This window comes from Bacteroides intestinalis (genome assembly GCF_003464595.1).
Taxonomy (GTDB): Bacteria; Bacteroidota; Bacteroidia; order Bacteroidales; family Bacteroidaceae; genus Bacteroides; species Bacteroides intestinalis_A.
The window spans coordinates 372057-396419 of record NZ_QRZF01000005.1 but is presented as its reverse complement, the minus strand read 5'-3'; the positions used below and the strand labels follow the sequence as shown (position 1 = coordinate 396419).

The following is a 24363-nucleotide window of genomic DNA, read 5'->3' as shown; positions in this document are numbered from 1 at the left end:
ATGGAAGTATGATTATAAATGGAAATAAATTTAAGGATTAGGAAATGAAGAAAAAATGGATTCTATTGTTACTGATAACGATTAGTTTTACAAACCTTGCTGCGCAGGACGCGCTTTATTCGAACACTTTTCCTTTGGGAGATGTGAGAATAACTGCAGGCCCCTTTAAGCATGCCTGTGATTTGAACGTTAAGGTTCTGCTTCAATATGATACCGATCGTCTGCTGGCCCCTTTCCTGCGTGAAGCAGGATTACCTAAGAAAGCGGAAACGTATGGTAACTGGGAAAAAGACGGTCTTGACGGGCATATCGGTGGGCACTATTTGAGCGCTTTAGCCATTCATTATGCCGCTACAGGTAATCAGGAGTGTAAAAAACGCATGGATTATATGGTTTCTGAATTTGCGCGTGTACAGCAGGCTAATGATGACGGTTCTATTTGCGGCTTTCCGAACAGTAAGAAGTTTGCGGAAGAAATAAGAAAAGGAAATGTAGGCATTGTATGGAACTACTGGGTGGCCTGGTATAATATGCATAAAACCTATGCCGGACTGCGGGATGCCTGGCTTTACGGTAAAAATGAAAAAGCGAAAAAGATCTTCTTGAAGTTCTGTGACTGGGGCGTCGACGTTATTTCTAATTTAGACGGCCGGCAAATGGAGCGTATGCTGGATAATGAATTCGGTGGTATGAATGAAGTGTATGCGGATGCCTGGCAAATGACCGGCAATCCCAAATACCTCGATACGGCGAAGCGCTTCTCACACAAGCAGATTTTCGATAGTATGGCAAGGCGCATTGATAACCTGGATAACAAGCATGCCAATACGCAAGTGCCTAAAGCCGTGGGATATCAACGTGTGGCCGAACTTAATTCGAAAACCGCTTCGGATTACAATGAATTTATGACTGCTGCTGAATTTTTCTGGGAGACTGTAGTTTCTCATCGCTCTTTGTCATTAGGCGGAAATAGCCGGGGTGAGCATTTTCCCGAAGCAGGAAAATGTTCCGATTATATGCACGAACGTCAGGGACCGGAGTCGTGTAATACTAACAATATGCTGAAACTTACCGAAGGTCTGTTCCGTATCCATCCCAAAGTGGAATATGCCGATTTTTATGAACGTGCCATGTATAATCATATCCTTTCTACTCAGCATCCTGAACATGGGGGATACGTATATTTCACACCTGCTTGCCCCTCGCATTATCGTGTTTATTCGGCACCGGGAGAAGCAATGTGGTGTTGTGTAGGTACCGGTATGGAGAATCATGGTAAATACGGGCAGTTTATTTATACCCATGATACGGCGGATAATGCTCTGTATGTGAATCTTTTTATACCTTCCGAATTAAACTGGAAAGAGAAAAAGATTAAGATTGTACAAGAAACGGACTTTCCGAATGAAGAAGGGACTACGCTGACTGTTAATCCTTCTAAAACAACGCAGTTTAAACTGCTGATACGTTATCCCTCGTGGGTGGAGCTGGGAAAAATGCAGGTGGTCTGCAATGGAATTGATTATGCAAAAAATGCACAACCAGGTTCTTATATAACCATTGATCGCCAATGGTCAAAAGGAGATGTGGTAGAAATAAAAACTCCGATGACCGTGAGAATTGAAGAATTGCCTAATGTACCTAACGCTATCTCGATCATGCGTGGCCCTATATTGTTAGGTGCGAGGACGGGAACGGAAAATATGCCCGGATTAATCGCCGGAGATGGGCGTTGGGAGCATATTGCACACGGATCTCTGGTTTCACTTTTTGATGCACCTTATATCATAGGGGAAAGAAGTGATATTCTGAATAAATTGAATCGTATGAAGCCGGTCGAAGGAAAATCTTTTAGTTTTACTGTTTCCGGTTTGTTTACTCAGGAAAAATATAAGAATCTGATGCTTGAACCATTCTATGGAATTCATGATAGCCGCTATATGATGTATTGGTTATCAATGCCCGAGCCCGCATTTAGGGAATATAAACAAGCCGTAGAAGCTGAAGAGAATGGGAGAATGATACTCGACAAGCGTACTGTGGATATGGTATCATCGGGTGAGCAACAACCTGAGTCGGATCATGCAATGAAAACTCAGGATTCGCATCGTGGAGTACATGCCGGTGAGGCGTGGCGTGATGCCCGTAATGGAGGATATTTCGAATATACACTGACCACGAAAGGAAATGAGAATCTCTCATTGATGGTCCGTTATTGGGGAGCTGAGTCTGGTAGTAGGAGCTTTGATATTCTGGTTGATGGTCAAACTATCGCTACGGAAAATATTGTCGGGAAATGGAAGAAAGACTTGTTCTGCAATGTGGAATATAATATTCCGGCCACTTTGCTGAAATCGAAAGATAAAATTACGGTTAGGTTCCAGAGTAAGCCGGATACTACAGCAGGAGGGATTTTTGCAGTACGATTGTTGGTTCCGGAATCGACGGTGATAGATAAATAAAAGTCTTTTTGGGGAACATATCGGGTAGTGTACTAACTAAATATGTATGTTTATGAACTTACTTAGAAAAACATGGGGGATTGTAATAGCTGTTATAATCAGTTCGTGCCACTCGGCAACATTTGATACTATTTCTCCTGACGGAGCCTTAAAGGTTGGGGTAGTAACAACAAAGGATGGCGATTATGGAAAAGCCGCTTTCGTTGTGCATTACAAGGGAGATAGTATTCTTTTTCGTTCCGAACTGGGATTGGAAACAGATGCGCAAAAGTTTGCCGGTAACTTAAGACTGAAATCAGTTTCGGAACCGAAATCCGTGATTGATGATTATAGGATGATTACGGGAAAACGGAGCCATTGTGTGAATGAGGCTTCCGAACGGATTTACTCTCTGGAAAACAATGAAGGGCAAACTTTGGAGGTAACGTTTAGGGTGTACAACGATGGGATTGCATTTAAGTATGGGCTTAAGGCTATTTCGGATGAAGAACATATCATTAATGAATATACGGCGTACACCTTGCCACAAGGGAGTAAAAGATGGATACAACAATATGATCCGGGTTATGAAAAGTTTTTCCCGTTGTCTATTGACGGTAAGCTTGCCAATCGCCCGGAGGTTGACCTTTGGGGATATCCGGCGCTTATAGAGCCACGGGATTCTGTGTTTGTGCTGATTACGGAGGCTAATATCAGACGGGGGCATTGTGGCTCTTTTCTGTATAATGGGGATAATCGCGATAATTATCAGGTGCGATTGGGCGATAAAAAACTTGCTTTTAGCGGTGTGTGGGAGTCTCCATGGCGATTGCTTATTGCTGGTTCTTTAGCTGATATTACTGAGTCTACACTGGTGACGGATGTGTCTGACCCTTCTAAGGTGGAGGATACGGAATGGATAAAACCCGGAATGGTGTCGTGGATTTATTGGGCATATAACCATGGTTCTCAAGATTATCAAATCGTGAAGGAATACATTGACCTGGCAGTCAAGATGAAGTGGCCTTATGATTTGATCGATTGGGAATGGGATGTAATGAGAAATGGGGGAAATATCCAAGATGCCGTGAAATATGCTTTGAGTCAAGGTATTAAACCTTTGGTCTGGTATAATTCGAGCACGAACTGGATAGGTCCCGGTCCTCTCTTTCGTCTGAATAAAAAGGCAGACAGGGAAAAGGAATATAAATGGTTAAGCGATATGGGAGTTGCCGGCATTAAAGTTGACTTCTTCTCGGGTGATAGTGTTTCTACAATGAATTATTATATAGATCTGCTTGAAGATGCCGTGAAGTATAAATTGATGCTTAACTTTCATGGTGCCACTATTCCTCGCGGATGGCAACGTACGTATCCTCACATGATGTCGGTGGAGGGAGTATATGGGGCGGAATGGTACAATAACACTCCGGTTTTGACGAATCGGGCTGCGGAACACAATGCTACCTTACCCTTTACGAGAAATGTCGTAGGCCCAATGGATTATACTCCGGGCACTTTCTCTGATTCTCAGCATCCGCATATCACCTCTTATGGTCATGAATTGGCATTACCGATAATTTTTGAGTCGGCCTTGCAGCATATGCCAGACAGGCCTTCGGTTTACTATGATATGCCGGAACCTGTAAAGAAGTTATTATCGGATTTGCCGGCAGCCTGGGATGATACGAAGCTTTTGACCGGCTATCCGGGTATGGAGGTTGTTATGGCACGGCGCAAAGGGGATATATGGTATATTGCAGGGATTAATGGAACCAATGAACCGAAAACCCTTTGTTTTTCGCTGAAAGACCTTTCCGTTGCCGGTAAGAAGATAACTTTATTTGAGGATGGTACAGATGACAGAAGCTTTGCTATTGAAGAAAATCTTCCTTTGTCAGAAGACGAAATGAATTTGGAAATAAAATGTTTGCCGCGTGGAGGATTTGTAGCTGTTATAAAATGATGAGTATGAGAATTTATATATTTCTGTTAACTGTTTGTTTTACCTTTCAGATGCGTGCACAGCAAGTGCCTGATTGGGAAAATCCTCGCGTGGTAGGTATCAATAAAGAGGAGTATCACAGTACATTGACGTTGCCGTCCGGGAAATCCTCGTGTGAAGAGATTGTGTCTTTGAACGGGAGGTGGAAGTTTTATTGGTCTCCCGATCCGTAAAGTCGGCCGTCGGACTTTTATAAAAATAATTTTGATGTGAGTGGCTGGGATAACATTTCTGTACCGGGGACATGGCAGTTACAAGGTTATGGAAAACCTATTTATACCAATTGGACATATCCTTTTAAGAAAGACCAGCCAAAAGTGACAGGAGAACCTCCCAAGCATTTTTTTAGTTATGAGAATCGCAATCCGGTGGGGTCTTATGTGACAACTTTTGATGTTTCGGAGGATATGAAAGATAAGCAATTGTATCTGCACTTCGAAGGAGTTAAGTCGGCTATGTATGTATGGATTAACGGGAAAAAAGTAGGATATAGCCAGAATTCCATGGCTCCGGCGGAGTTTGATATTACCGGATATGTAAATGAGGGGCAAAACCGTCTGGCGGTAGAGGTATACCGTTGGTCGGATGGCAGCTATCTGGAAGATCAGGATATGTGGCGTTTTAGTGGGATTTATCGCCCGGTAGAGTTATGGGTACGCCCTAAAATCCATATAAAAGACTATTCGCTGACTACCGATCTGGCAGATGATCTTTCGTTTGCCGGTTTTAAGGCAAAAGTTTGGTTAAGAAACTTGTCGGACAGTAAATCGGGAAAACTGAGTCTTGAGGTTCTATTAAAAGGGAAGAATCGGGATGAGGAAAGATTTGTGAAACGGTTAATCACTCCTGTAAAGAATTTGCCGGCAACATCCACAGGCTGCTATACTTTGTCATCTGTTGTGGAAAATCCGAAGCTATGGTCGGCGGAAAAGCCAAACTTGTATGATGTTGAAATTAGGCTTTACGATGGTAAGAAGGTGGTTGAGGAGTTTCAATCACATATAGGAATATGGAAATGTGAGATTGATGGAAATGTATTTAAGTTTAATGGACAGCCTGTTAAATTGAAGGGAGTGAATCGCCATGAACATCATCCACGCACCGGCCGACTTGTGGACAGGGAGACTATGGAAAAGGATTTGAGACTGATGAAACAAGCCAATATTAATATGATCCGTACTGCACACTATCCTAATTCCCCGTTGTTTTATGAATTGTGTGACAGATATGGTTTCTATGTGATGGATGAGGCTAATCAGGAAAGTCATGATTATGGTTTAGGTAATAAAATACTTGGTGATAACCCGGAATGGACGTTAGCGCATGTAGACAGGGCACTTGCATTGGTACAACGAGATAAGAATCACCCTTGTGTGGTCTTTTGGTCTTTGGGTAATGAAGGAGGTGCCGGACGCAATATGCAGGCTATGGCAGATACAATACAGGCCATAGATGCTTCACGTATTATTTTTAGCGATACCGATCTTTCTGTATCGGCTTTTAATGATCCTTCTTATTATACTCCCGGAAAGTTTAAGGAATATGCCCGGGAAAAACGTGATAAACCTATCTTTATGCGTGAGTATGCTCATGCCATGGGAAATTCAGTAGGCAATTTGCAGGAGTATTGGGATGTCATTGAGGCTAATGACCACGTTTCAGGTGCGGCTATTTGGGATTGGGTCGATCAGGGAATTGCAAAGAAGATAAATCCGGAATATAAGAAAGGAGTGGAGAATTCAGGTTCTTTGCTATTGAAGGAAGGTGAATTCTGGGCTTATGGAGGAGATTTCGGTGATTTTCCTAATAATGGGGATTTCTGTTTTAATGGTTTAATTGGAGCTGACCGTGTTCCTCACCCACACTATTATCAGGTTCAGAAAGTGTATCAGAATATTGGTTTTTCACTTGAAGGGCCGAATAAGGTACGTCTCACCAATAAGTATGAATTTACGGCTTTGGATGAGTTCGATTATGAGTATGAATGGTTGCAGAATGGTGAACTTGTAAAGTCGGGAGAAGTACCGCTTGTAGCTGGAGATCATTTGGATATTCCCGTTTTCACGGGATCGGGTGAGCTTTTCCTGAATGTATTTGCCAAGCTGAAACAGAGTACATGCTGGGCTGAAAAAGGCTTTGTTATTAGTAAGGAGCAATTTTTGGTGAATATGGCCAAGCCGGAGTCTATTACCTTGGAAGGGGGAAGTGTTGAAGTGAATGCGTCACCGGTTGCTATTGAGATAATGGCTGGATTGAATTGTTTCATTGTAGATGTGAAATCCGGTGCTTTGACAAGTTGGAAAAATGATGGAACGGAAATTCTATATGCCCCTTTGGAACCTTATTTCTGGAAACCGGCGAATAGTAATCAGATGAATAATGGTTATAATAACCGTTTAGGAATATGGAAAAACGCTGCTGGTGAACGTGTAGTCGAAGGTGTGGATTATTCTGTGAAGAATGGGCTGGCTGTAGTGGAGGTTAGTATGTCGTTGCCTATGGTAGGTGCTGCTTATCAATTGCGCTATACTGTAAATGGGAGCGGAAAGATACAAGTTGAAGCTTTCTATAAACCGGAAAAAGAAAAGATCCCATTAATGCCTAAGTTTGGAATGAGGATGCGTTTACCTTCTTCCATGGATTATGTCAAATGGTATGGTCGTGGTGAATTTGAGAACTATCCGGATAGGAAAACGGCTGCTTTAGTCGGTTGTTATGCAACGGATCTCAATAGTTTTGTCACGGATTATGCTTTTCCACAGGATAATGCAAACAGATGTGATATCCGTTGGTTTTCACTGAATGATAAGGAGGGCCGAACGATAAAAGTGACAGGTTTGCAACCGCTCTGCTTTCGTGTGTGGCCGTATGGTGAGGAAGATTTGGAAAAGAGCAGACATGCTTATGAACTACCCGAACGCGATTATGTGAATGTGAATATTGATTTGAATATTCATGGCGTAGGAGGTGCTGATTCTTGGGGGGCAAGAACATTGGATGAATATACAATGGATGGCAATCAAGCTTATTATTATGGTTATTTGATGGAATATTATGATTGATAGCCATCAATTTATCTAATATTGAAAGTCAAATATCTAATATTGAAAAAGGTGTATAGTGATATGCAGTTATTTTTGTATCGTACAAAATTATGGAATGCGAATTTTAATCATTAAATGTAATAAATACCATGAAATCAATTAAAAGTGTATTAATATTAATGGCGCTGTGCTGTTGTATCCCACTTGCGGGGCAAGATTATCAGCAAATTCCTGAGGGAATTAAGGCAACCATTAATTCTGTAGATGTAGAATTGCAATTCTATACTCCGTCAATTGTAAGAATACTAAAATCTCCTAATGGGTGGGAGTATACAAAGGAGAGTCTTTCTGTAATAGAAACTCCTCAGAAGGTGAAGACTGCCGTTACTAAGGAAGGCAATATTGTAAGACTGAAAAGTAGTGAAATGGGGATTGCTCTTAATTTGGAATCTGGTGTTGTGTCTTTCTTTAATGCGAAAGGAGAGCCGTTGCTCAGTGAAAAAGGAAAGCCTGAGTTCACTGATTTTGATGATGCAGGAACAAAAACGTTTGCAATCAAGCAATCGTTTATTTTGGATAAAGATGAACCTCTTTATGGATTAGGAATCCTCCAGAATGGAAAAATGTCACAACGTAATCAAACCAAACACCTTGTACAGGGCAATGTGGAGGACGTGGTTCCATTTGTACAGTCAGTGAAAGGATATGGTCTTTTCTGGGATAATTATTCACCAACTAACTTTGCTGATAAAGGGGAAGGGACGTCTTTTCAATCTGAAGTAGGAGATTGTATAGACTATTACTTCATGTATGGCGGAAATGCTGATGGTGTAGTTGCACAAATGCGTGCATTGACCGGACAGGTACCCATGTTTCCTTTGTGGACTTACGGTTATTTCCAAAGCAAGGAACGCTATAAAAGTCAGGAAGAAACAGTAGGAGTGGTGCGAAAATATCGTGAATTAGGTGTTCCTCTTGACGGAATTATTCAGGATTGGCAATACTGGGGACACAATTATTTGTGGAATGCTATGGATTTCAAAAATCCGTTGTTCAACGAACCTCAAAAGATGATTAATGATGTACATGGAATGAATGCGCACATGCTGATTTCTATCTGGTCTTCGTTTGGACCAATGACCAAACCTTATAGAGAACTGGATAAGAAAGGTATGCTGTTTAACTTCTCTACATGGCCTCAGTCGGGACTTGAAACTTGGCCACCCGATATGGAATATCCCTCCGAAGTACGTGTATACGATGCCTATAATCCAAAAGCTCGTGATATCTACTGGAAATATCTGAATGAAGGCATTTTTAAATTAGGCATGGATGGATGGTGGATGGATTCTACAGAACCTGACCATTTAGACTGGAAACCGGAAGACTTTAATACGAAGACTTATCTGGGTTCATTCCGTAAAGTACGCAATGCTTATCCGCTGTTGACAGTAGGTGGAGTATATGATAACCAGCGTGCAGTAACTTCCGATAAACGTGTGTTTATTCTTACCCGTTCCGTATTTGCCGGGCAGCAGCGTTACGGAGCCAATGTATGGTCGGGAGATATCGGATCTTCCTGGGAATCACTGCGTAATCAGATTCCGGCAGGCTTAAACTTTACTCTTACCGGAAATCCTAATTTCAATACTGATATTGGTGGTTTCTTTGCCGGACATTATAACAAGAGTTGGAATGACGGGAGTGCACCTAAGAATCCAATGTTTCAGGAATTATATGTACGTTGGCTACAATTCGGGACATTTACTCCGATGATGCGTTCGCATGGAGCAGATACACCGAGAGAAATTTATCAATTTGGGAAAAAAGGCGAACCTGTATATGATGCTATTGAAAAGATGATTAATCTGCGTTATTCTTTGTTGCCTTATATATATTCCACTTCTTGGGAAGTGACTGAACGTCAATCGAGCTTTATGCGTGCTTTGGTTATGGATTTTGCCGGTGATAAGAATGTATGGGATATAAAAGACCAGTATATGTTTGGTAAATCCATTCTTGTAGCGCCGGTGGTCAGTGCGCAGTACACTCAGGAAAAGGTAGTGAAGGTAAATGAGAATGATGGTTGGAATAGAAATAATGCTCAGAAGTTTGAGGATAAAGCTCCGGTAGACTTTATGCAGGCTAAGTCCGCAAAGGCATATTTGCCGGCGGGTGCTACCTGGTATGATTTCTGGACGAATGAAAAGCATGACGGTGGACAGGAAATAGAAAAGGAAACGACTATCGATGTCATTCCTTTGTATGTCAAGGCAGGCAGTATTATTCCAATGGGTCCTAAGGTGCAGTATGCAACGGAAAAACCGTGGGATAACCTTGAATTGAGAGTATATGCCGGTGCCGATGGTTCCTTTGTTCTTTATGAGGATGAATTTGATAACTATAATTATGAACTGGGAGCATATACAGAGATTCCTGTCGTATGGAATAATACATCACGCCAGTTGACCATAGGGGCTCGAAAAGGTGCATATAAGGGAATGTTGAATAATAGAAAGTTCACAATCGTACTTCAAGATGGAACTCGGAAAGTTGTTGACTACAAAGGGAAAAGAGTTAGTGTGAAATTCTAGTGTTATTTGGAAATATAGATTTTAAAGATTAAGAGTATCATGAATAAGATGATGTTAGCATGGCTGACTGTTGCTTCATTACTGATGGGGTGTTCCGGTTCGGAAACGTCGGTGAAGGGGACGTATCGTAATCCTGTAATTTATGCTGATGTACCGGATATGTCCGTTACGCGTGCAGGAGAGTATTATTATATGATAAGTACCACCATGCACTTGATGCCCGGTGGACCTGTTATGAGGTCAAAAGACTTGGTGAATTGGGAAACAGTGAGCTATGTCTTCGATAAGCTGACTGATAACTCAAAGTATGATTTGATTGGTGGAACTGTTTATGGACGCGGACAATGGGCATCTTCCATACGCTATCATAATGGTAAATTCTATGTATTATTCTCGCCAAATGATGTACCCTATCGGTCGTATATATTCACGGCGGAAGATCCGGCCGGGAAGTGGGAACTATTATCGAGAACACAGCATTTTCATGATGCTTCTTTGTTCTTTGATGATGACGGCCGAGTATATGTATTTTATGGAACCGGTGAGTTGAAGGAGTTGAAGAGTGACTTGTCGGATGTGAAACCCGATGGAGTCAGTATGAAGATTTTTGAACGGGATGCTGATGAACAAGGCTTGCTGGAAGGAAGTCAGGTTGTGAAACATAACGGAAAGTATTATTTGCTGATGATTTCTATGGATTGGAGTATCCCCGGTCGGGTGCGCAGGGAAGTATGTTATCGTGCAGACAAGATAACAGGGCCTTATGAGAAGAAGGTTATCCTGGAACATGATTTTGATGGTTATGGAGGAGTAGGTCAAGGTTGTATTATTGACTCGGAAGAAGGAGATTGGTATGGAGTTATTTTTCAGGATCGCGGAGGAATAGGCCGGGTACCTACTCTTATGCCCTGCCGTTGGATAGACGGATGGCCGATGCTGGGAGATGAAAATGGACATGTGCCTTTGACGATGGAAAAAGAGATATATCCGACTGAAAATACCAAAGGAATACTTGGAAGTGATGATTTCAACGGAGAGAAACTTTCACTCTATTGGCAATGGAATCACAATCCGGTGGATGACAAGTGGTCGCTCACAGAACGACCGGGATATTTACGTTTAGAAACCAGCCGGGTGGTTGATAATCTGTATCTTGCTCCGAATACAATTACACAGCGTATGGAAGGACCGAAATGTAAGGCTACTGTCTCGCTTGATATTTCGAATATGAAAGATGGCGATGTGGCAGGTTTCAGTGCATTCAATGGACATTCCGGACTTTTGTCTGTGGTGAAGGAGGGAGATGCAAAACGACTTGTAATGTCTACCAATGTAGTCAACTTTGATAATACTCCCAATAAAGCTATCGCAAGTGTGGATGTAGAGGAAAAGGAACAGGTAGAACTTAATCAGAATATCATTTATTTGCGTATAGAAGGTGATTTTACTCCGAAGCGGGATATTGCTACTTTCTATTACAGCCTGGACAATAAGGAATGGAAGAAGATCGGAACGGATTTCAAAATGCGTTTTGATTATACAAAACTGTTTATGGGAAGTAAGTTTGCCATCTTTAACTATGCAACAAAATCGTTGGGAGGTTATGTCGACGTTGATTACTTTGACTACGAGAGGGCCAATGATAGGGTGACTATTAATAAATAATATCTTGATATTCATGAAATATTAATTGTAGAATAATCAAACTAAAAAAAGCAATATGGATAAAATGAAATCTTTATTCCTTTCATCGCTATTGGTAGTGGTGAGTACTTCGGGATTGGCACAAAATCCAATCATTCAGACAAATTATACGGCTGATCCGGCCCCAATGGTATATAATGATAAAGTATATCTTTATACTACCCATGATGAGGATAATTCTACCTGGTTTACGATGAATGACTGGCGATTGTATACGACCAGTGATATGGTGAACTGGACGGATCATGGCGCTGTGTTATCATATACTGATTTTAGTTGGGCAAAAGGGGATGCATGGGCTCCACAATGCATTGAGAGAGATGGTAAGTTTTATATGTACGTACCCATGATTTCGAATATAAACAATAGAGGTGCAATTGGTGTGGCGGTAGCTGATAGTCCTTATGGTCCCTTCTATGATCCGCTTGGAAAGCCATTGGTTCAGAGTGAATGGGGAGACATTGATCCGACTGTTTTTATTGATGATGACGGACAGGCTTATTTGTATTGGGGAAATCCCAACCTGTATTATGTGAAGTTGAATGAAGATATGATTTCTTATAGTGGGGATATTGTGCGTGTACCTTTGGTAGCAGAATCGTTTGGTAAACGCGAAGGCGATGCCCAGAGAGCCACTCTGTATGAAGAAGGCCCCTGGCTTTATAAGCGGGATAAGAAGTATTATTTATTCTGGCCGGGAGGTCCGCTGCCCGAGCATATCGGATACTCAACCAGCGATACCCCTACAGGTCCATGGAAGTATGGAGGAGTAGTGATGCCTGCCGGTGGCGGAGCGTTTACCATCCACCCGGGAGTTATTGATTTCAAGGGTAAAACTTACTTTTTCTATCATAACGGACAGTTGCCCGGAGGTGGTGGATTCAACCGTTCGGTATGTGTTGAGGAACTTAAATTCAACAAAGACGGATCTATTCCTCAACTGAAGATGACAGAGGGTATTACAAAAGGGATTACGACACTGAATCCGTATGTAAAAACGGAAGCGGAGACTATTGCTTTTTCTGAAGGGTTCAAGTCTTTCAAAAATGATCAGGTGGGTGTTTTTGTTACGGCAATGAAGAATGGTAGTTATACTTGTGTTCGCGGTGTAGATTTCAAGGCAACCGGTGCAACGAAGTTCAGTGCCAGAATAGGAACTACACATAATGATCCTGTAAATCTGGAAATCCGTCTGGATGGTGTCGACGGGCAACTGATAGGGACAATGAAGGTACCGCGTACAGGAGGAAGTGATCGTTGGGACTTACGGACTATTGACATTACAAAAGTGATCGGAGTACATGATTTGTATTTTGTAGTAAAGGGGCGGCCTGCTACCAATCTTATGTATTTTGATTATTGGATGTTTTCTAAATAACTTGTACTAAATACTATGAGGAATAAAAGGAAGTATATCATAACAACAGGAATCATCCTGTTGTTCTGTGTTGTTTTGTTGAATACGGCATGTGCTTCAAAGCAAAAAGAGAAAGTCGTTCTTGAACTGAAACAGGGATTGCTTTCGCTGATACCATTAAATCAAAATGCTATCCGGGTACAGTTTTCCCAACCGGGTTCGGCGCCTATGGAAGAGCTTATCTATACAGAAAAACTTCCTGTTCCTGAATATGAAGTTACAGAAGATAAGCAATCGCTGGTTCTATCTCTGGATGAAATTTCAGTGGAATTCGACAAAGGTACGGAAGTCTTGACTTTTAAAGATGCGAATAAGCGTATCATTCTTCAAGAGAAAGTTGGCGGGCGTTTCATGAAGGTTTCTTCTGTACAGAATGAACCTACCTATCAGGTGGAACAGCGTTTTGTTTCTCCGAAAGATGAATATATATATGGTACAGGGCAGTTTCAGGACGGTTATCTAAATATCCGGGGATTGACACGGCGCTTGACACAGGTGAATACGCAGATTTCTATTCCTTTTATTCTTTCAAGTAAAGGCTATGGGCTGCTGTGGAACAACTATGGATTGACGGATTTTAATCCGGCAGATAAATCTGTCGAGTTGACTCCCGCCAATGCAAGTGGAGAGGCTGTTACGGTAAATACCACCGGTACGAGTGGAAATGTAAAGGAAACCAGGCAAACCTATTCGTTTACAGCTTCGGTGGAAGTACCTCGCTCCGGTAGTTATTCTTTGTTGCTGGATGTGGGACAACGAATGGCACGGAAGTATTATCTGGTTATCGACGGACAAAAGATTGTGGATGTCAATAATTTATGGTTGCCTCCCACTACTTCTGCCATTGTGGAGCTGACAGCCGGTAAGCACGATATAGAAGTGCAAGGTGAACGTAATGATAAGCCTGTGTTATATTGGCGTCCTGTTTCAGAAGAGACTGTATTCCGTTCTCCGGTTGCCCAAATGTTAGATTATACGGTTTTCGCCGGTAACGGAGATGAAGTGATCGCCAGCTATCGGGAACTGACCGGACCTGCCCCCATGATGCCTTTATGGACTCTGGGATATATACATTGCCGGGAGCGTTATAATACTCAGGCGGAATTGCTGGAGAATGCCCGTGAATTCCGGGAACGGAAATTGCCTATCGATATGATTGTACAGGACTGGCAATATTGGGGAAAATATGGCTGGAATGCCATGAAGTTTGATGAAGACAGATATCCTGATCCGGGAAGTATGATGAAGGAACTTCATGAGATGGATGTGCGTCTGATGATCTCTGTATGGTCTAAAATCGATGCTCAGTCCGAAGTGGGAAAACAAGCCAAGGAAAAGGGATATTACATACCGGGCAGTGACTGGATTGACTTTTTCAATCCGGACGCGGCGGCTTTCTATTGGCAGAATTTCCGTACCGGATTATTGAAATATGGTATTGATGCCTGGTGGCAGGATGCTACTGAACCGGAGAATGATGATTTGCAGAACCGTCGCATCAATCGTGAACAAACTCCGGGAGAGGTGTACCGGAATGTATATCCGATGTATGTCAGCAAGACAATCTATGAAGGTTTACGTCAGGATGATCCTGACAGGCGAGCTATGATTTTTACTCGCAGTGGATTTTCAGGAATGCAACGTTATGCAGCCGCCACATGGTCGGGAGACGTAGGACATGACTGGGAAACCTTACGTCGGCAAATCGTAGGGGGATTGGGGCAGATGGCGACAGGACTGCCTTGGTGGACTTATGATGCAGGTGGGTTCTTCCGTCCGGGCGACCAGTATACAAATACCGGATACCATGAACAGTTGATCCGCTGGATACAGGCAGGAACATTTTTCCCGCTGATGCGTGTGCATGGCTATATGAGTAATACCGAGCCGTGGAGATATGGAGAAAAGGTGGAACATATCATTGCCCGGTATCTGGATTTACGTTATAGACTTCTTCCTTATATCTATTCACAAAATGCTGCGGTTTCATTCAATGGTTCTACTTTGATGCGTCCGTTGGTGATGGATTTCCCTGAAGACCGTTTTGCACTGGAACAAAACTATCAGTTCATGTTCGGACCTTCTATATTGGTGGCTCCGGTGGTAGAAAGCGGTGTTAACCGAATGAAGGTTTATCTTCCGGAATGTTCGGCCGGCTGGGTAGATTTCTGGAATGGTACACCTCATAAGGGAGGTATATTCACAGATGTAAATGTGGATCTTATGAAGACTCCTTTATTTGTGAAAGCGGGTTCTATATTGCCGTTGGGACCTCAGAAGCAATATGCATCGGAGGAGACGGAACAACCGTGGGAAATCCGTATTTATCCGGGGGCTGATGGTTCTTATTCTGTTTATGAAGACGAAGGAATCAATTACAATTATGAGAAAGGTCAGTTCAGCACGTTTGATCTGAAGTGGAATGATTCGGATAAGACCCTTACTATCAGTGACAGAAAAGGTTCGTTTGCAGGAATGAAGGAAAGAATGGACTTTAATATTGTAATTGTAACGCCGGAGTCAGGTACTGGAATTTATCAGTCAAAAGTGAATAAGAGCATTGTCTATGAGGGAGAATCAATGGTGATATCACTGTAGTGTTTTTTGAGGCAATGATTTGGAAATATCTTAAAATATGAAGAATAATATGAAGCAGTTTTTGACCCTCGTAGGGTTTGTAATAGCGTCCATTACTACAGGATGTGGTCAATCTCATACTGTGTGGCTTGATGATTTGGATCTGACAGCTATGACTCAAGGTAATGGAGTAGCTATGAAAAATAGATCGGTTGACGGTAAAACCTTGACAATCGGAGGACAAACGTTTGAACGTGGAGTAGGTACACATTCAGTCAGTGAGATAGCAATTCAATTGGATGGCAAAGCCGTATCATTTACGGCTCAGGTAGGGCTGGATGATGAGATCATCGAGCATAAAACGTCTGCCGAATTTATTGTAATAGGAGATGGAGCCAGGCTTTGGTCCAGTGGGATTGTAAAGGCAGGAGATGTGCCTAAATTATGTTCGGTTTCATTGGATGGAGTCAAAAGGCTTGAGCTGATAGTTGCTGATGGTGGTGACGGGCCTTACTATGACCATGCCGACTGGGCAGATGCAAAGATAATATCAAAAGGAAAGAAGAGTTTTCCTACACTTAAATTCATTGCTACGGAACCTTATATACTGACTCCACCCGCTCCCGCGACGCCGAGAATTAATGGGGCCTCTGTGTTTGGAGTGCGTCCCGGTTCGCCATTTCAATATCAGATAGCGGCTACAGGAGATCGTCCGATGAGATTTGCAGCGGAGGGATTACCGGCAGGACTGGAGATTCACCCGGAAACGGGTTTGATTACGGGTAAGCTAACCAAAGCTGGTACATTTGAAGTGGTTTTACAGGCGAAAAATGTGAAAGGAACGGCAGAAAGAAAACTTCGTATTGAGTGTGGTGACAGAATTGCTCTTACTCCGCCGATGGGATGGAACAGTTGGAACTGCTTCGGACACGAAGTCTCGGCTGAGAAAGTGAAACAAGCGGCAAGAGCTATGATTGAAAGTGGTTTAGTGAATTATGGCTGGACTTATATCAATATAGATGATTCATGGCAACATCACAGAGATCCCAACGACCGGACCAGAGGTGGACGGTTGCGTGACGATCAGGGTAATATCATACCTAATGCCCAATTTCCTGATATGAAAGGGTTAACGGACTACATACATTCACTTGGGCTGAAAGTGGGTATTTATTCTTCACCTGGTCCGTGGACTTGCGGAGGTTGTGTAGGCAGTTATGGTTATGAAAAGCAAGATGCCGATATGTATGGCGAATGGGGGCTTGATTATTTGAAATATGACTGGTGCAGTTACGGGGGAGTACTTGACCGTGATTTGGATAAGGATCCTTACAGCGTGTCTTCCTTGGCGTTTCAAGGGGGAGGGGATTCAATTGCCGGTAGAAAGCCATTTAAGATTATGGGCGATTATTTGCGTCAGCAGCCCAGGGACATTGTTTATAACCTGTGTCAGTATGGTATGGGGGATGTCTGGAAATGGGGAGATGCCGTTGGCGGCCAGTGCTGGCGCACGACTAACGATATCACCGATACTTGGGAAAGTGTAAAAGGCATCGCTCTTTCTCAGGACCGTGCAGCTGCATGGGCGAAACCCGGTAACTGGAATGATCCGGACATGCTGGTTCTAGGTATTGTAGGTTGGGGAAATCCTCACCAAACCAAGCTTAAACCTGATGAGCAGTATCTCCATTTCAGTCTTTGGAGTTTATTCTCTGCACCGCTTCTGATAGGTTGTGACTTGGAGAAAATGGATGATTTTACCCTGAGTCTGCTGACTAACAATGAGGTGATAGCTGTTAATCAGGATCCTTTGGGTAAACAGGCCACATGTGTATATTCAATAGGGGAATTACGTATTTATGTGAAAGAACTAGAAGATGGCAGTAAGGCGGTTGGTTTCTGTAATTTCGACCGGGAAAAGGCTGATATCTCTTTCCGTGATTTTGGTAAACTGAATATTACGGGTAAACAAACTGTGCGTGATCTCTGGAGACAAAAGGATATAAGAACCTTGGATACAGGACGGAAGCCATTGGCACTCAATGTTCCGGCCCATGGTGTACTTCTTTATAAATTTACACCGGTTCAATGAAATGTAAAAAAATATAATTACTTACTTAATTGTTTTTATCATGAGAAACACTCTTTTTATTGTTAGTTTATATCTGATCTTATCCGCTTGCGGCGAGAAAAGTAATGAAGTGAAATTTACTTCGGAGGGTAATCCGGTAGTTATGGATAAGTTTACATCCGATCCGGCGCCCATGGTACATAATGGGAGGCTTTACCTCTACGTGGGTCACGATGAGGCTGAAGAAGGACAGGACTTTAACATAACCGAATGGCTGTGTTATTCAACAAAAGATATGAAAACATGGACTGATCATGGAAGTGTGCTGAAGCCTACGGATTTCTCATGGGGAGTTGGCGAAGCATGGGCTTCCCAGGTTGTAGAGAAAGACGGGAAATTCTATTATTATACAACGGTACAGGCGGGTGCGCCATATAATAGTAAGGTGGTAGGAGTTGCAGTGTCGGATAGTCCGACAGGCCCTTTCATCGATGCTCGGGGTACACCGCTTATTACAGATGATATGACTCCTAACGGTCCTCGTGGATGGTGGAACGATATCGATCCGACCGTTTTTGTGGATGATGACGGCACACCATGGATGAGCTGGGGCAATGGTACCTGCTTCTTAGTGAAACTTAAACCCAATATGACAGAACTGGACGGAAACATAGAGATTCTTAAAATGCCGAAATTTGTGGAAGGACCATGGATTCATAAGCGTGAAAATCTTTACTATCTGACCTATGCATCGATGGGTAAGGGGCGTGAAACCATTAGTTATGCCACGGCACCAAGTATGGAAGGTCCATGGACCTATCGTGGAGTCTTGACAGGAATGGCAGAAAATAGCTTTACCATACATCCGGGAATCATTGAATTCAAGGGACAAAACTATCTGTTCTATCATAATGCAATACTTACCATAGATGGAAAATCCGGTGCCACAGGGCGCCGAAGCGTGTGCGTTGACTATCTTTATTATCTACCCGACGGACGTATGGCGTATGTTGAGCAGACCAAAGAAGGTATTACTGTGAAGCCGAAGACTGCCGCCGAAGTAGCCGAGATTGTAAATCCATACACTGACGAAGAAGAAGTTGTGGTAGAAATAGTGCAGAATGATACAGAATCTCGAAAAAACTGAAGGCGCTGACTTACACAGGTAACTATTAAGGTTTTAGTTCGTTGTTGCCTGAATAGATCGTATCTCTATAGATTGTAACTCTGCGCTCTTGAGTCGAATCGTTCTTGATGGATGTAACATCCCCACGTGTCGTAAAATAGACATAGTTGCCTCTGTCATAAAAGCGATATACTTTGCACCCATCGTGCTCAAAAAGATAGCTGACCTGATAGGTCGTATTATTCTCCGATTCACCTACCTTTAGCGGAATAGAAGTGTAACAAGCTGTAATTCCCATCATTATGAATGAGAGAATTAATAATTTAGTTATTGTCTTCATAGTCGGAAGTATTTATGTTTACCAAATACAAAGATAAAGTTTTTCCCGAATTATATTTCCGGAAATAGGTTTTATCTATGCCTTCATAGATAAATACAATGAATAAAAAGTGTGTAAATACCAAACAAAATCTTTATTTTTGTGTTGTTAATAAGAATGACTAACGACAATTGATACGTAATTTACTAACTAAATAAGAGAAAAGATTATGGCTAAAAGTGTTAAGGGAACTCAGACAGAAAAGAATCTGTTGACCTCATTTGCAGGAGAATCACAAGCAAGAATGCGTTACACTTATTTTGCAAGTGTAGCAAAGAAAGAAGGTTACGAACAAATTGCTGCTATTTTTACTGAAACAGCTGATCAGGAAAAGGAACACGCTAAACGTATGTTCAAATACTTGGAAGGTGGTATGGTAGAAATTACTGCAAGCTATCCTGCCGGTGTTATCAGCACTACATTGGATAACCTGAAAGAAGCTGCTGCCGGTGAACACGAAGAATGGTCTCTGGATTATCCTCACTTTGCTGACGTAGCAGAAAAAGAAGGTTTCTATGAAATCGCTGCTATGTACCGCAACATTTCAATTGCCGAAAAAGGTCATGAAGAAAGATACCTGGCTTTCGTAAATAATATTGAGAATGCTACAGTATTTGCCAAGGAAGGTGAAGTAGTATGGCAATGCCGTAACTGTGGTTTCATTTTCACAGGTAAAGAAGCTCCAGAAGTTTGTCCGGCTTGCTTGCATCCGCAGGCTTACTTCGAAGTGAAGAAAGAAAACTATTAAGAAATTCTTATTTCTATGATAAAGAACGCCCGGGTGTTTCGCTTGAAGAAACATCCGGGCGTTTTGCATTATAAGCAGTATACCCTCATGGGGGAGATCCTTATACTATTTCTTTGCGTGTGGATAATCAATCGTATAGTGTAATCCCCGACTTTCCTTGCGTTCTATTGCCTGACGGGTAATCAGGTAACCGACATTAACCATATTACGCAGCTCGCAAATAGCTCTGGATGCCTTGCTGCGCTTGAAAAGATCCTCCGTCTCTTCATATATCATATCCAAACGTACCCAAGCACGTTTCAGACGCAGATCACTACGTACAATACCTACATACGCACCCATAATCTGGTTGACTTCTTTCATGCTTTGAGTAATAAGCACCATTTCTTCGTTAGTCACAGTCCCTTCTGCATTCCATTCAGGTATTTCATGATTGAATTCATAACGGTCGAGCATACTTAGTGCATGTTTGGCAGCAGCATCGGCATAGACAACAGCTTCAATCAAAGAATTGGAAGCTAAGCGGTTGCCTCCATGCAGACCAGTACAGGAACATTCTCCTACAGCGTACAAGCGGTTGATAGAAGACTCTCCGTCCAGGTTAACTTTGATACCACCACACAGATAATGTGCGGCAGGAGCCACAGGTATATAGTCCTTTGTGATGTCAATACCTAAACTAAGGCACTTTTCGTAAATATTCGGGAAATGCTTCTTGGTCTCTTCCGGATCTTTATGGGTAACATCCAGATAAACATGATCGTCACCACGTTGTTTCATTTCACTGTCGATGGCACGTGCCACAATGTCGCGAGGAGCAAGAGAAAGACGTGGGTCATATTTCTGCATAAACTCTTCACCTCCCATGTTACGCAGCACGGCACCGTACCCGCGCATAGCCTCCGTTATCAGGAAACAGGGGCGGTCTCCCGGATGATAAAGGGCAGTTGGATGGAATTGGATAAATTCCATATCCTGTACGAAACCCTTGGCGCGGTATACCATAGCAATTCCGTCTCCGGTAGCAACCAATGGATTAGTAGTATTACGGTAAACGGCACCTACGCCACCCGTAGCCATGAGCGTTACTTTAGAAAGGAAAGTGTCTACTTCGCCTGTATCTTCATTCAATACATAGGCTCCATAGCACTTGATACCCGGGGTATGGCGGGTTACAATAATCCCCATGTGATGCTGTGTGATGATTTCTACGGCAAAATGGCGGTTGAATATCTCAATGTTAGGATGCGTCTTTACAGCTCTGATGAGGCTTTCCTGTATTTCGGCGCCTGTATTGTCTTTATGATGCAGGATACGGAATTCAGAGTGTCCGCCTTCTTTATGTAAGTCGAAGTCTCCTTTGTCATTCTTGTCAAATTCTACTCCCCACTCTATCAGTTCCTTGATTTGTCCGGGTGCTTCACGTACCACTTTTTCTACGGCGGCACGGTCACTGATCCAGTCGCCCGCAATCATGGTGTCCTCAATGTGCTTATCGAAATTATCTACCAGTGTATTGGTTACTGAGGCGATTCCCCCTTGTGCGAAGAATGTATTAGCTTCTTCCAATTCCGTTTTGCAGATGAGCGCTACTTTACCTTTATGAGCTACTTTCAGAGCGAAGCTCATGCCGGCTATACCGGAACCAATTACTAAAAAGTCGAACTCTCTAATCATATTTTGTATGTTTAAGTACTGCAAAGCTACGAAATAAGTAGTTTCATTGTACTTTTCCCGTATATTAATTCACAAAATTATGATAAGAACTGTTTAACAACTTCATCCAGGGACTCTTCTTTGGCAAGTCCTATATTCTTTCGCATACGCGAGCGTATCACGTTGACACTGTTACGGTTAATACCCATAATCAGAGCTATTTCATCCGTACTTTGGTTCATGCAGATGAGCATGGCAAGCAACTCTTCATTGCGGGTAAGTTGCGGATAATATTCCCGTAATTTGGGTAGATAGAACGGGTATATTGCTGCAAACGATTGTCTGAAGTCATTTTCATCCTCTTTGCTGAGGAGGCTCTGACCGGTCAGTTGACGGATAGAAGTCAGGTTATTGGTAGCCATTGCCTGCTCTATCTGTTCGGTCAACTGCTCGTTACGGCGGTTCAATTCTTGTTGGCGGGTGATTAATTTCTTTATTTCCTGTTTATGTTTTTCCAAAAGTAAGCGATTGGCTTTTCGTTTGCTTATGAAGTAGGCAACGGAGATGATAAGTATTAACAGCAGGGCGATAGAAATACATATATTATAGAATAACTGTTGCTTTTGCAGTTTCACTTGTGCCGAGAGCAAAGTATTTTCTTTTTCTTTCCGTTCAGTATCAAACCGGATATTGGCAGCAGCAACAGCACGCATCTTTTCAGCTGAATTCAGCGAATCCGTAAAAGTCTGGCTGCGTTTATAGCAACGGATGAATGCATCCTTCATATTCATGTCCAGATAGTAGTCCATAAGTATGTCGTTGGCCTTTTGTTCTCTGGATTTCATATCCATGCCTATAAAACCTTGTGCGGCTTTCTCTATCAGAGGTATTCCTTGTGTAGCTTTTCCTGTTTGCAATAAAGCCCGTCCTAAGTGAAGTTCCAGCTCATACTTGGCCCATTGTGGCATGCGGGAACTGTCCGGGCAGATACTTAATGCAAGCGTTAGTGCTTTCTGCACAGAATCGGGATACTCCAGATAGGCTTCTGCTGTAGTAACTTTGTTCACAAATACTCCTTTGAAACTGCCTTGCAGAGTTGATATCTTCTCAGCCTGGTTTAAATAATAGAATATAGAGTCCTTATTCTTCATCTGGCTGAATATGGATGCCCGGTAGCGATAGAGGTCACCCAGCCCGAAACTGTCTTTCAGAAGCGAGTAATGTTGGGCTTCCGCATTCAGTTGCAGGGCGCGGTCGTACATGCCCAGTTCTGCATAAAGGTTGGCTTGTTCGCCATAGGCTATTACGATATTTTGGGGCGGTATGCTGTCGGTATAACTGCTGATGGCTTCCTGATTGATGGCAATAGCCTTTTCATATTCTCCGATAAGGCGGTAATAAATACCGAGTCGTGACATGATGCGAAGCATATTCCGGTACTCTCCTCCTTGTCGGTAAGCTTTCATGGCTTTTTCCAATATCCGGATGGCTTGGGGGATGTCGTTTCCGGAATAGATATAAACTCCGCTGATCATTTCAGCTTGTGGGATAAAACGGTTGGCATCTTCATAGTCGGGTAGTTGCAGGTATTCATTGGCCAACCCGATGGCTTGTTCATTGTCTCCATGCATCTGGTGCAGACTTGCCCGGGCAGATAACAGTTCATGTTTGCAGTTCTCTTGTATGAATGGAATCTGGCTGAGACTATCCATATATTCCATGCCGGAACGAATTTGCTTGCTTTTTAAGTAGTTGTAGTAAGAAATGGTAAGTATTTCCCGGGCATACTTAATCAGTGTATCATTCTCTTCTGTATTATTTATATTTTCCAGTAATTCCGCTAACTTTATTTTAGTCATATTTTCGGTTTCCCGGAACTTTTCCTCTTTTAGTAATGTGGTGAGTTTTTCTGCAGTTTGTTGCCACTGTCCGACATCTTCTGTGTTTGGAGAATGTGAATCAGTAGTACAGGCTCCTACAAATAGTAAGAGCAAGAGTAGTGGTTTTCCTATATTCATGATTCTAAAAACTTACTTTGTTTGGGCAAAGATACAATTCCATTTGGAAAAAAAAGAAATGATATCTATATTTTATGGCTTTTATTTGTAATTGATAATGAGGAAGATACATTTTTGTATATTGGATTGTATATTGGCTATTTATGGTTTAATCTTATAGTTTCTGCAAATTTGTGGCTTAATAGAAAACTAACCGACAATGAATAAAGTGGAAAAAATATCCCGATTGTGTATGAAAGAGATCAGTAGGGCTTTGATAGAAATGATTTCCGAAGACTCGCCTTATGCTTCGAAAGATATGCTTTGCGGAGCGCGTGGTGCTGTTTTCCGTGAAATTTTTATTTTCCATTATCCGGACTTTATAGGGAAAGTACAGGAACTGGTTCCCGGTGTTACGAAAGATGAGGAACTGCTTTGTATGTTGGTCTCCCTTGGACAGTCTGTAGAAGAAATAGAGAACTTGTTTTGCCTGCCTGCCGAGCAGGTATATATGTTCCGTAAATCGGTATGTTGGAAAATGAGACTGGAGGAAGTAAAGCTGTTAGGTGACAAACTAAGGGAGATATTGGAAGAATAACTCACT

The 24363-nt window shown here is 42.4% G+C and carries 15 protein-coding genes; 12 read left to right on the top strand and 3 right to left on the bottom strand.

Annotated elements, in window-relative coordinates; all coding sequences use genetic code 11:
• Positions 1-44 precede the first annotated feature (44 nt).
• From DWW10_RS09945 to DWW10_RS09905, 10 genes are all read left to right on the top strand, one after another.
• On the top strand, positions 45-2462 hold the full coding sequence (locus DWW10_RS09945; protein WP_022393179.1) for a glycoside hydrolase family 127 protein: 2418 nt from the start codon (positions 45-47) through the stop codon (positions 2460-2462).
• Between the two features lie 46 nt (positions 2463-2508).
• Positions 2509-4407 (top strand): glycoside hydrolase family 97 protein, encoded by a 1899-nt coding sequence (locus DWW10_RS09940; protein ID WP_118420759.1) that lies wholly within the window; start codon positions 2509-2511, stop codon positions 4405-4407.
• Positions 4408-4412: 5 nt separating this feature from the next.
• Positions 4413-4619 (top strand): hypothetical protein, encoded by a 207-nt coding sequence (locus tag DWW10_RS26410; protein ID WP_259320456.1) that lies wholly within the window; start codon positions 4413-4415, stop codon positions 4617-4619.
• Positions 4620-4655: 36 nt separating this feature from the next.
• Positions 4656-7508, top strand: a complete 2853-nt coding sequence (locus DWW10_RS09935; protein WP_022393176.1) for a glycoside hydrolase family 2 TIM barrel-domain containing protein — start codon at positions 4656-4658, stop codon at positions 7506-7508.
• A gap of 131 nt (positions 7509-7639) precedes the next feature.
• A complete protein-coding gene (locus tag DWW10_RS09930; RefSeq protein ID WP_118420760.1) occupies positions 7640-10084 on the top strand; it encodes a glycoside hydrolase family 31 protein in 2445 nt (814 codons plus the stop codon).
• 48 nt (positions 10085-10132) lie between these two features.
• Positions 10133-11749: a glycoside hydrolase family 43 protein gene (locus DWW10_RS09925; RefSeq protein ID WP_409012358.1), complete on the top strand. Its 1617-nt coding sequence runs from the start codon at positions 10133-10135 to the stop codon at positions 11747-11749.
• A 55-nt stretch (positions 11750-11804) separates the two neighbouring features.
• A complete protein-coding gene (locus tag DWW10_RS09920) occupies positions 11805-13166 on the top strand; it encodes a glycoside hydrolase family 43 protein (RefSeq protein WP_022393173.1) in 1362 nt (453 codons plus the stop codon).
• A 15-nt stretch (positions 13167-13181) separates the two neighbouring features.
• On the top strand, positions 13182-15803 hold the full coding sequence (locus tag DWW10_RS09915; protein ID WP_022393172.1) for a glycoside hydrolase family 31 protein: 2622 nt from the start codon (positions 13182-13184) through the stop codon (positions 15801-15803).
• A gap of 37 nt (positions 15804-15840) precedes the next feature.
• On the top strand, positions 15841-17874 hold the full coding sequence (locus DWW10_RS09910) for an NPCBM/NEW2 domain-containing protein (protein ID WP_118420761.1): 2034 nt from the start codon (positions 15841-15843) through the stop codon (positions 17872-17874).
• A 40-nt stretch (positions 17875-17914) separates the two neighbouring features.
• Positions 17915-19000, top strand: a complete 1086-nt coding sequence (locus DWW10_RS09905) for a glycoside hydrolase family 43 protein (RefSeq protein ID WP_022393170.1) — start codon at positions 17915-17917, stop codon at positions 18998-19000.
• Between the two features lie 25 nt (positions 19001-19025).
• On the opposite strand, the gene DWW10_RS09900 is transcribed toward DWW10_RS09905, so the two are convergent.
• Positions 19026-19319 carry a DUF4884 domain-containing protein gene (locus DWW10_RS09900; protein ID WP_022393169.1) on the bottom strand — a complete coding sequence of 98 codons (294 nt, stop codon included), beginning with the start codon at positions 19317-19319 and terminating at the stop codon, positions 19026-19028.
• A 208-nt stretch (positions 19320-19527) separates the two neighbouring features.
• On the opposite strand from DWW10_RS09900, the gene rbr reads away from it, so the two are divergent.
• Entirely contained in the window at positions 19528-20106 is a 579-nt protein-coding gene (rbr, locus tag DWW10_RS09895) for a rubrerythrin (RefSeq protein WP_007216470.1), read from the top strand.
• 105 nt (positions 20107-20211) lie between these two features.
• On the opposite strand, the gene nadB is transcribed toward rbr, so the two are convergent.
• Positions 20212-21783 carry an L-aspartate oxidase gene (gene nadB, locus DWW10_RS09890; protein ID WP_022393168.1) on the bottom strand — a complete coding sequence of 524 codons (1572 nt, stop codon included), beginning with the start codon at positions 21781-21783 and terminating at the stop codon, positions 20212-20214.
• 77 nt (positions 21784-21860) lie between these two features.
• On the bottom strand, positions 21861-23780 hold the full coding sequence (locus DWW10_RS09885; RefSeq protein ID WP_022393167.1) for a tetratricopeptide repeat protein: 1920 nt from the start codon (positions 23778-23780) through the stop codon (positions 21861-21863).
• 232 nt (positions 23781-24012) lie between these two features.
• On the opposite strand from DWW10_RS09885, the gene DWW10_RS09875 reads away from it, so the two are divergent.
• Positions 24013-24357, top strand: a complete 345-nt coding sequence (locus DWW10_RS09875; RefSeq protein WP_233560526.1) for a helicase — start codon at positions 24013-24015, stop codon at positions 24355-24357.
• Positions 24358-24363: the final 6 nt, after the last annotated feature.

Bases quoted from the DNA above. Each gene is read 5' to 3' on its own strand.
- DWW10_RS09945 (WP_022393179.1), top strand. From the start codon at position 45: ATGAAGAAAAAATGGATTCTATTGTTACTGATAACGATTAGTTTTACA.
- DWW10_RS09940 (WP_118420759.1), top strand. From the start codon at position 2,509: ATGTTTATGAACTTACTTAGAAAAACATGGGGGATTGTAATAGCTGTT.
- DWW10_RS26410 (WP_259320456.1), top strand. From the start codon at position 4,413: ATGAGAATTTATATATTTCTGTTAACTGTTTGTTTTACCTTTCAGATG.
- DWW10_RS09930 (WP_118420760.1), top strand. From the start codon at position 7,640: ATGAAATCAATTAAAAGTGTATTAATATTAATGGCGCTGTGCTGTTGT.
- DWW10_RS09925 (WP_409012358.1), top strand. From the start codon at position 10,133: ATGATGTTAGCATGGCTGACTGTTGCTTCATTACTGATGGGGTGTTCC.
- DWW10_RS09920 (WP_022393173.1), top strand. From the start codon at position 11,805: ATGGATAAAATGAAATCTTTATTCCTTTCATCGCTATTGGTAGTGGTG.
- DWW10_RS09915 (WP_022393172.1), top strand. From the start codon at position 13,182: ATGAGGAATAAAAGGAAGTATATCATAACAACAGGAATCATCCTGTTG.
- DWW10_RS09910 (WP_118420761.1), top strand. From the start codon at position 15,841: ATGAAGAATAATATGAAGCAGTTTTTGACCCTCGTAGGGTTTGTAATA.
- DWW10_RS09905 (WP_022393170.1), top strand. From the start codon at position 17,915: ATGAGAAACACTCTTTTTATTGTTAGTTTATATCTGATCTTATCCGCT.
- DWW10_RS09900 (WP_022393169.1), bottom strand. From the start codon at position 19,319: ATGAAGACAATAACTAAATTATTAATTCTCTCATTCATAATGATGGGA.
- rbr (WP_007216470.1), top strand. From the start codon at position 19,528: ATGGCTAAAAGTGTTAAGGGAACTCAGACAGAAAAGAATCTGTTGACC.
- nadB (WP_022393168.1), bottom strand. From the start codon at position 21,783: ATGATTAGAGAGTTCGACTTTTTAGTAATTGGTTCCGGTATAGCCGGC.
- DWW10_RS09885 (WP_022393167.1), bottom strand. From the start codon at position 23,780: ATGAATATAGGAAAACCACTACTCTTGCTCTTACTATTTGTAGGAGCC.
- DWW10_RS09875 (WP_233560526.1), top strand. From the start codon at position 24,013: ATGAAAGAGATCAGTAGGGCTTTGATAGAAATGATTTCCGAAGACTCG.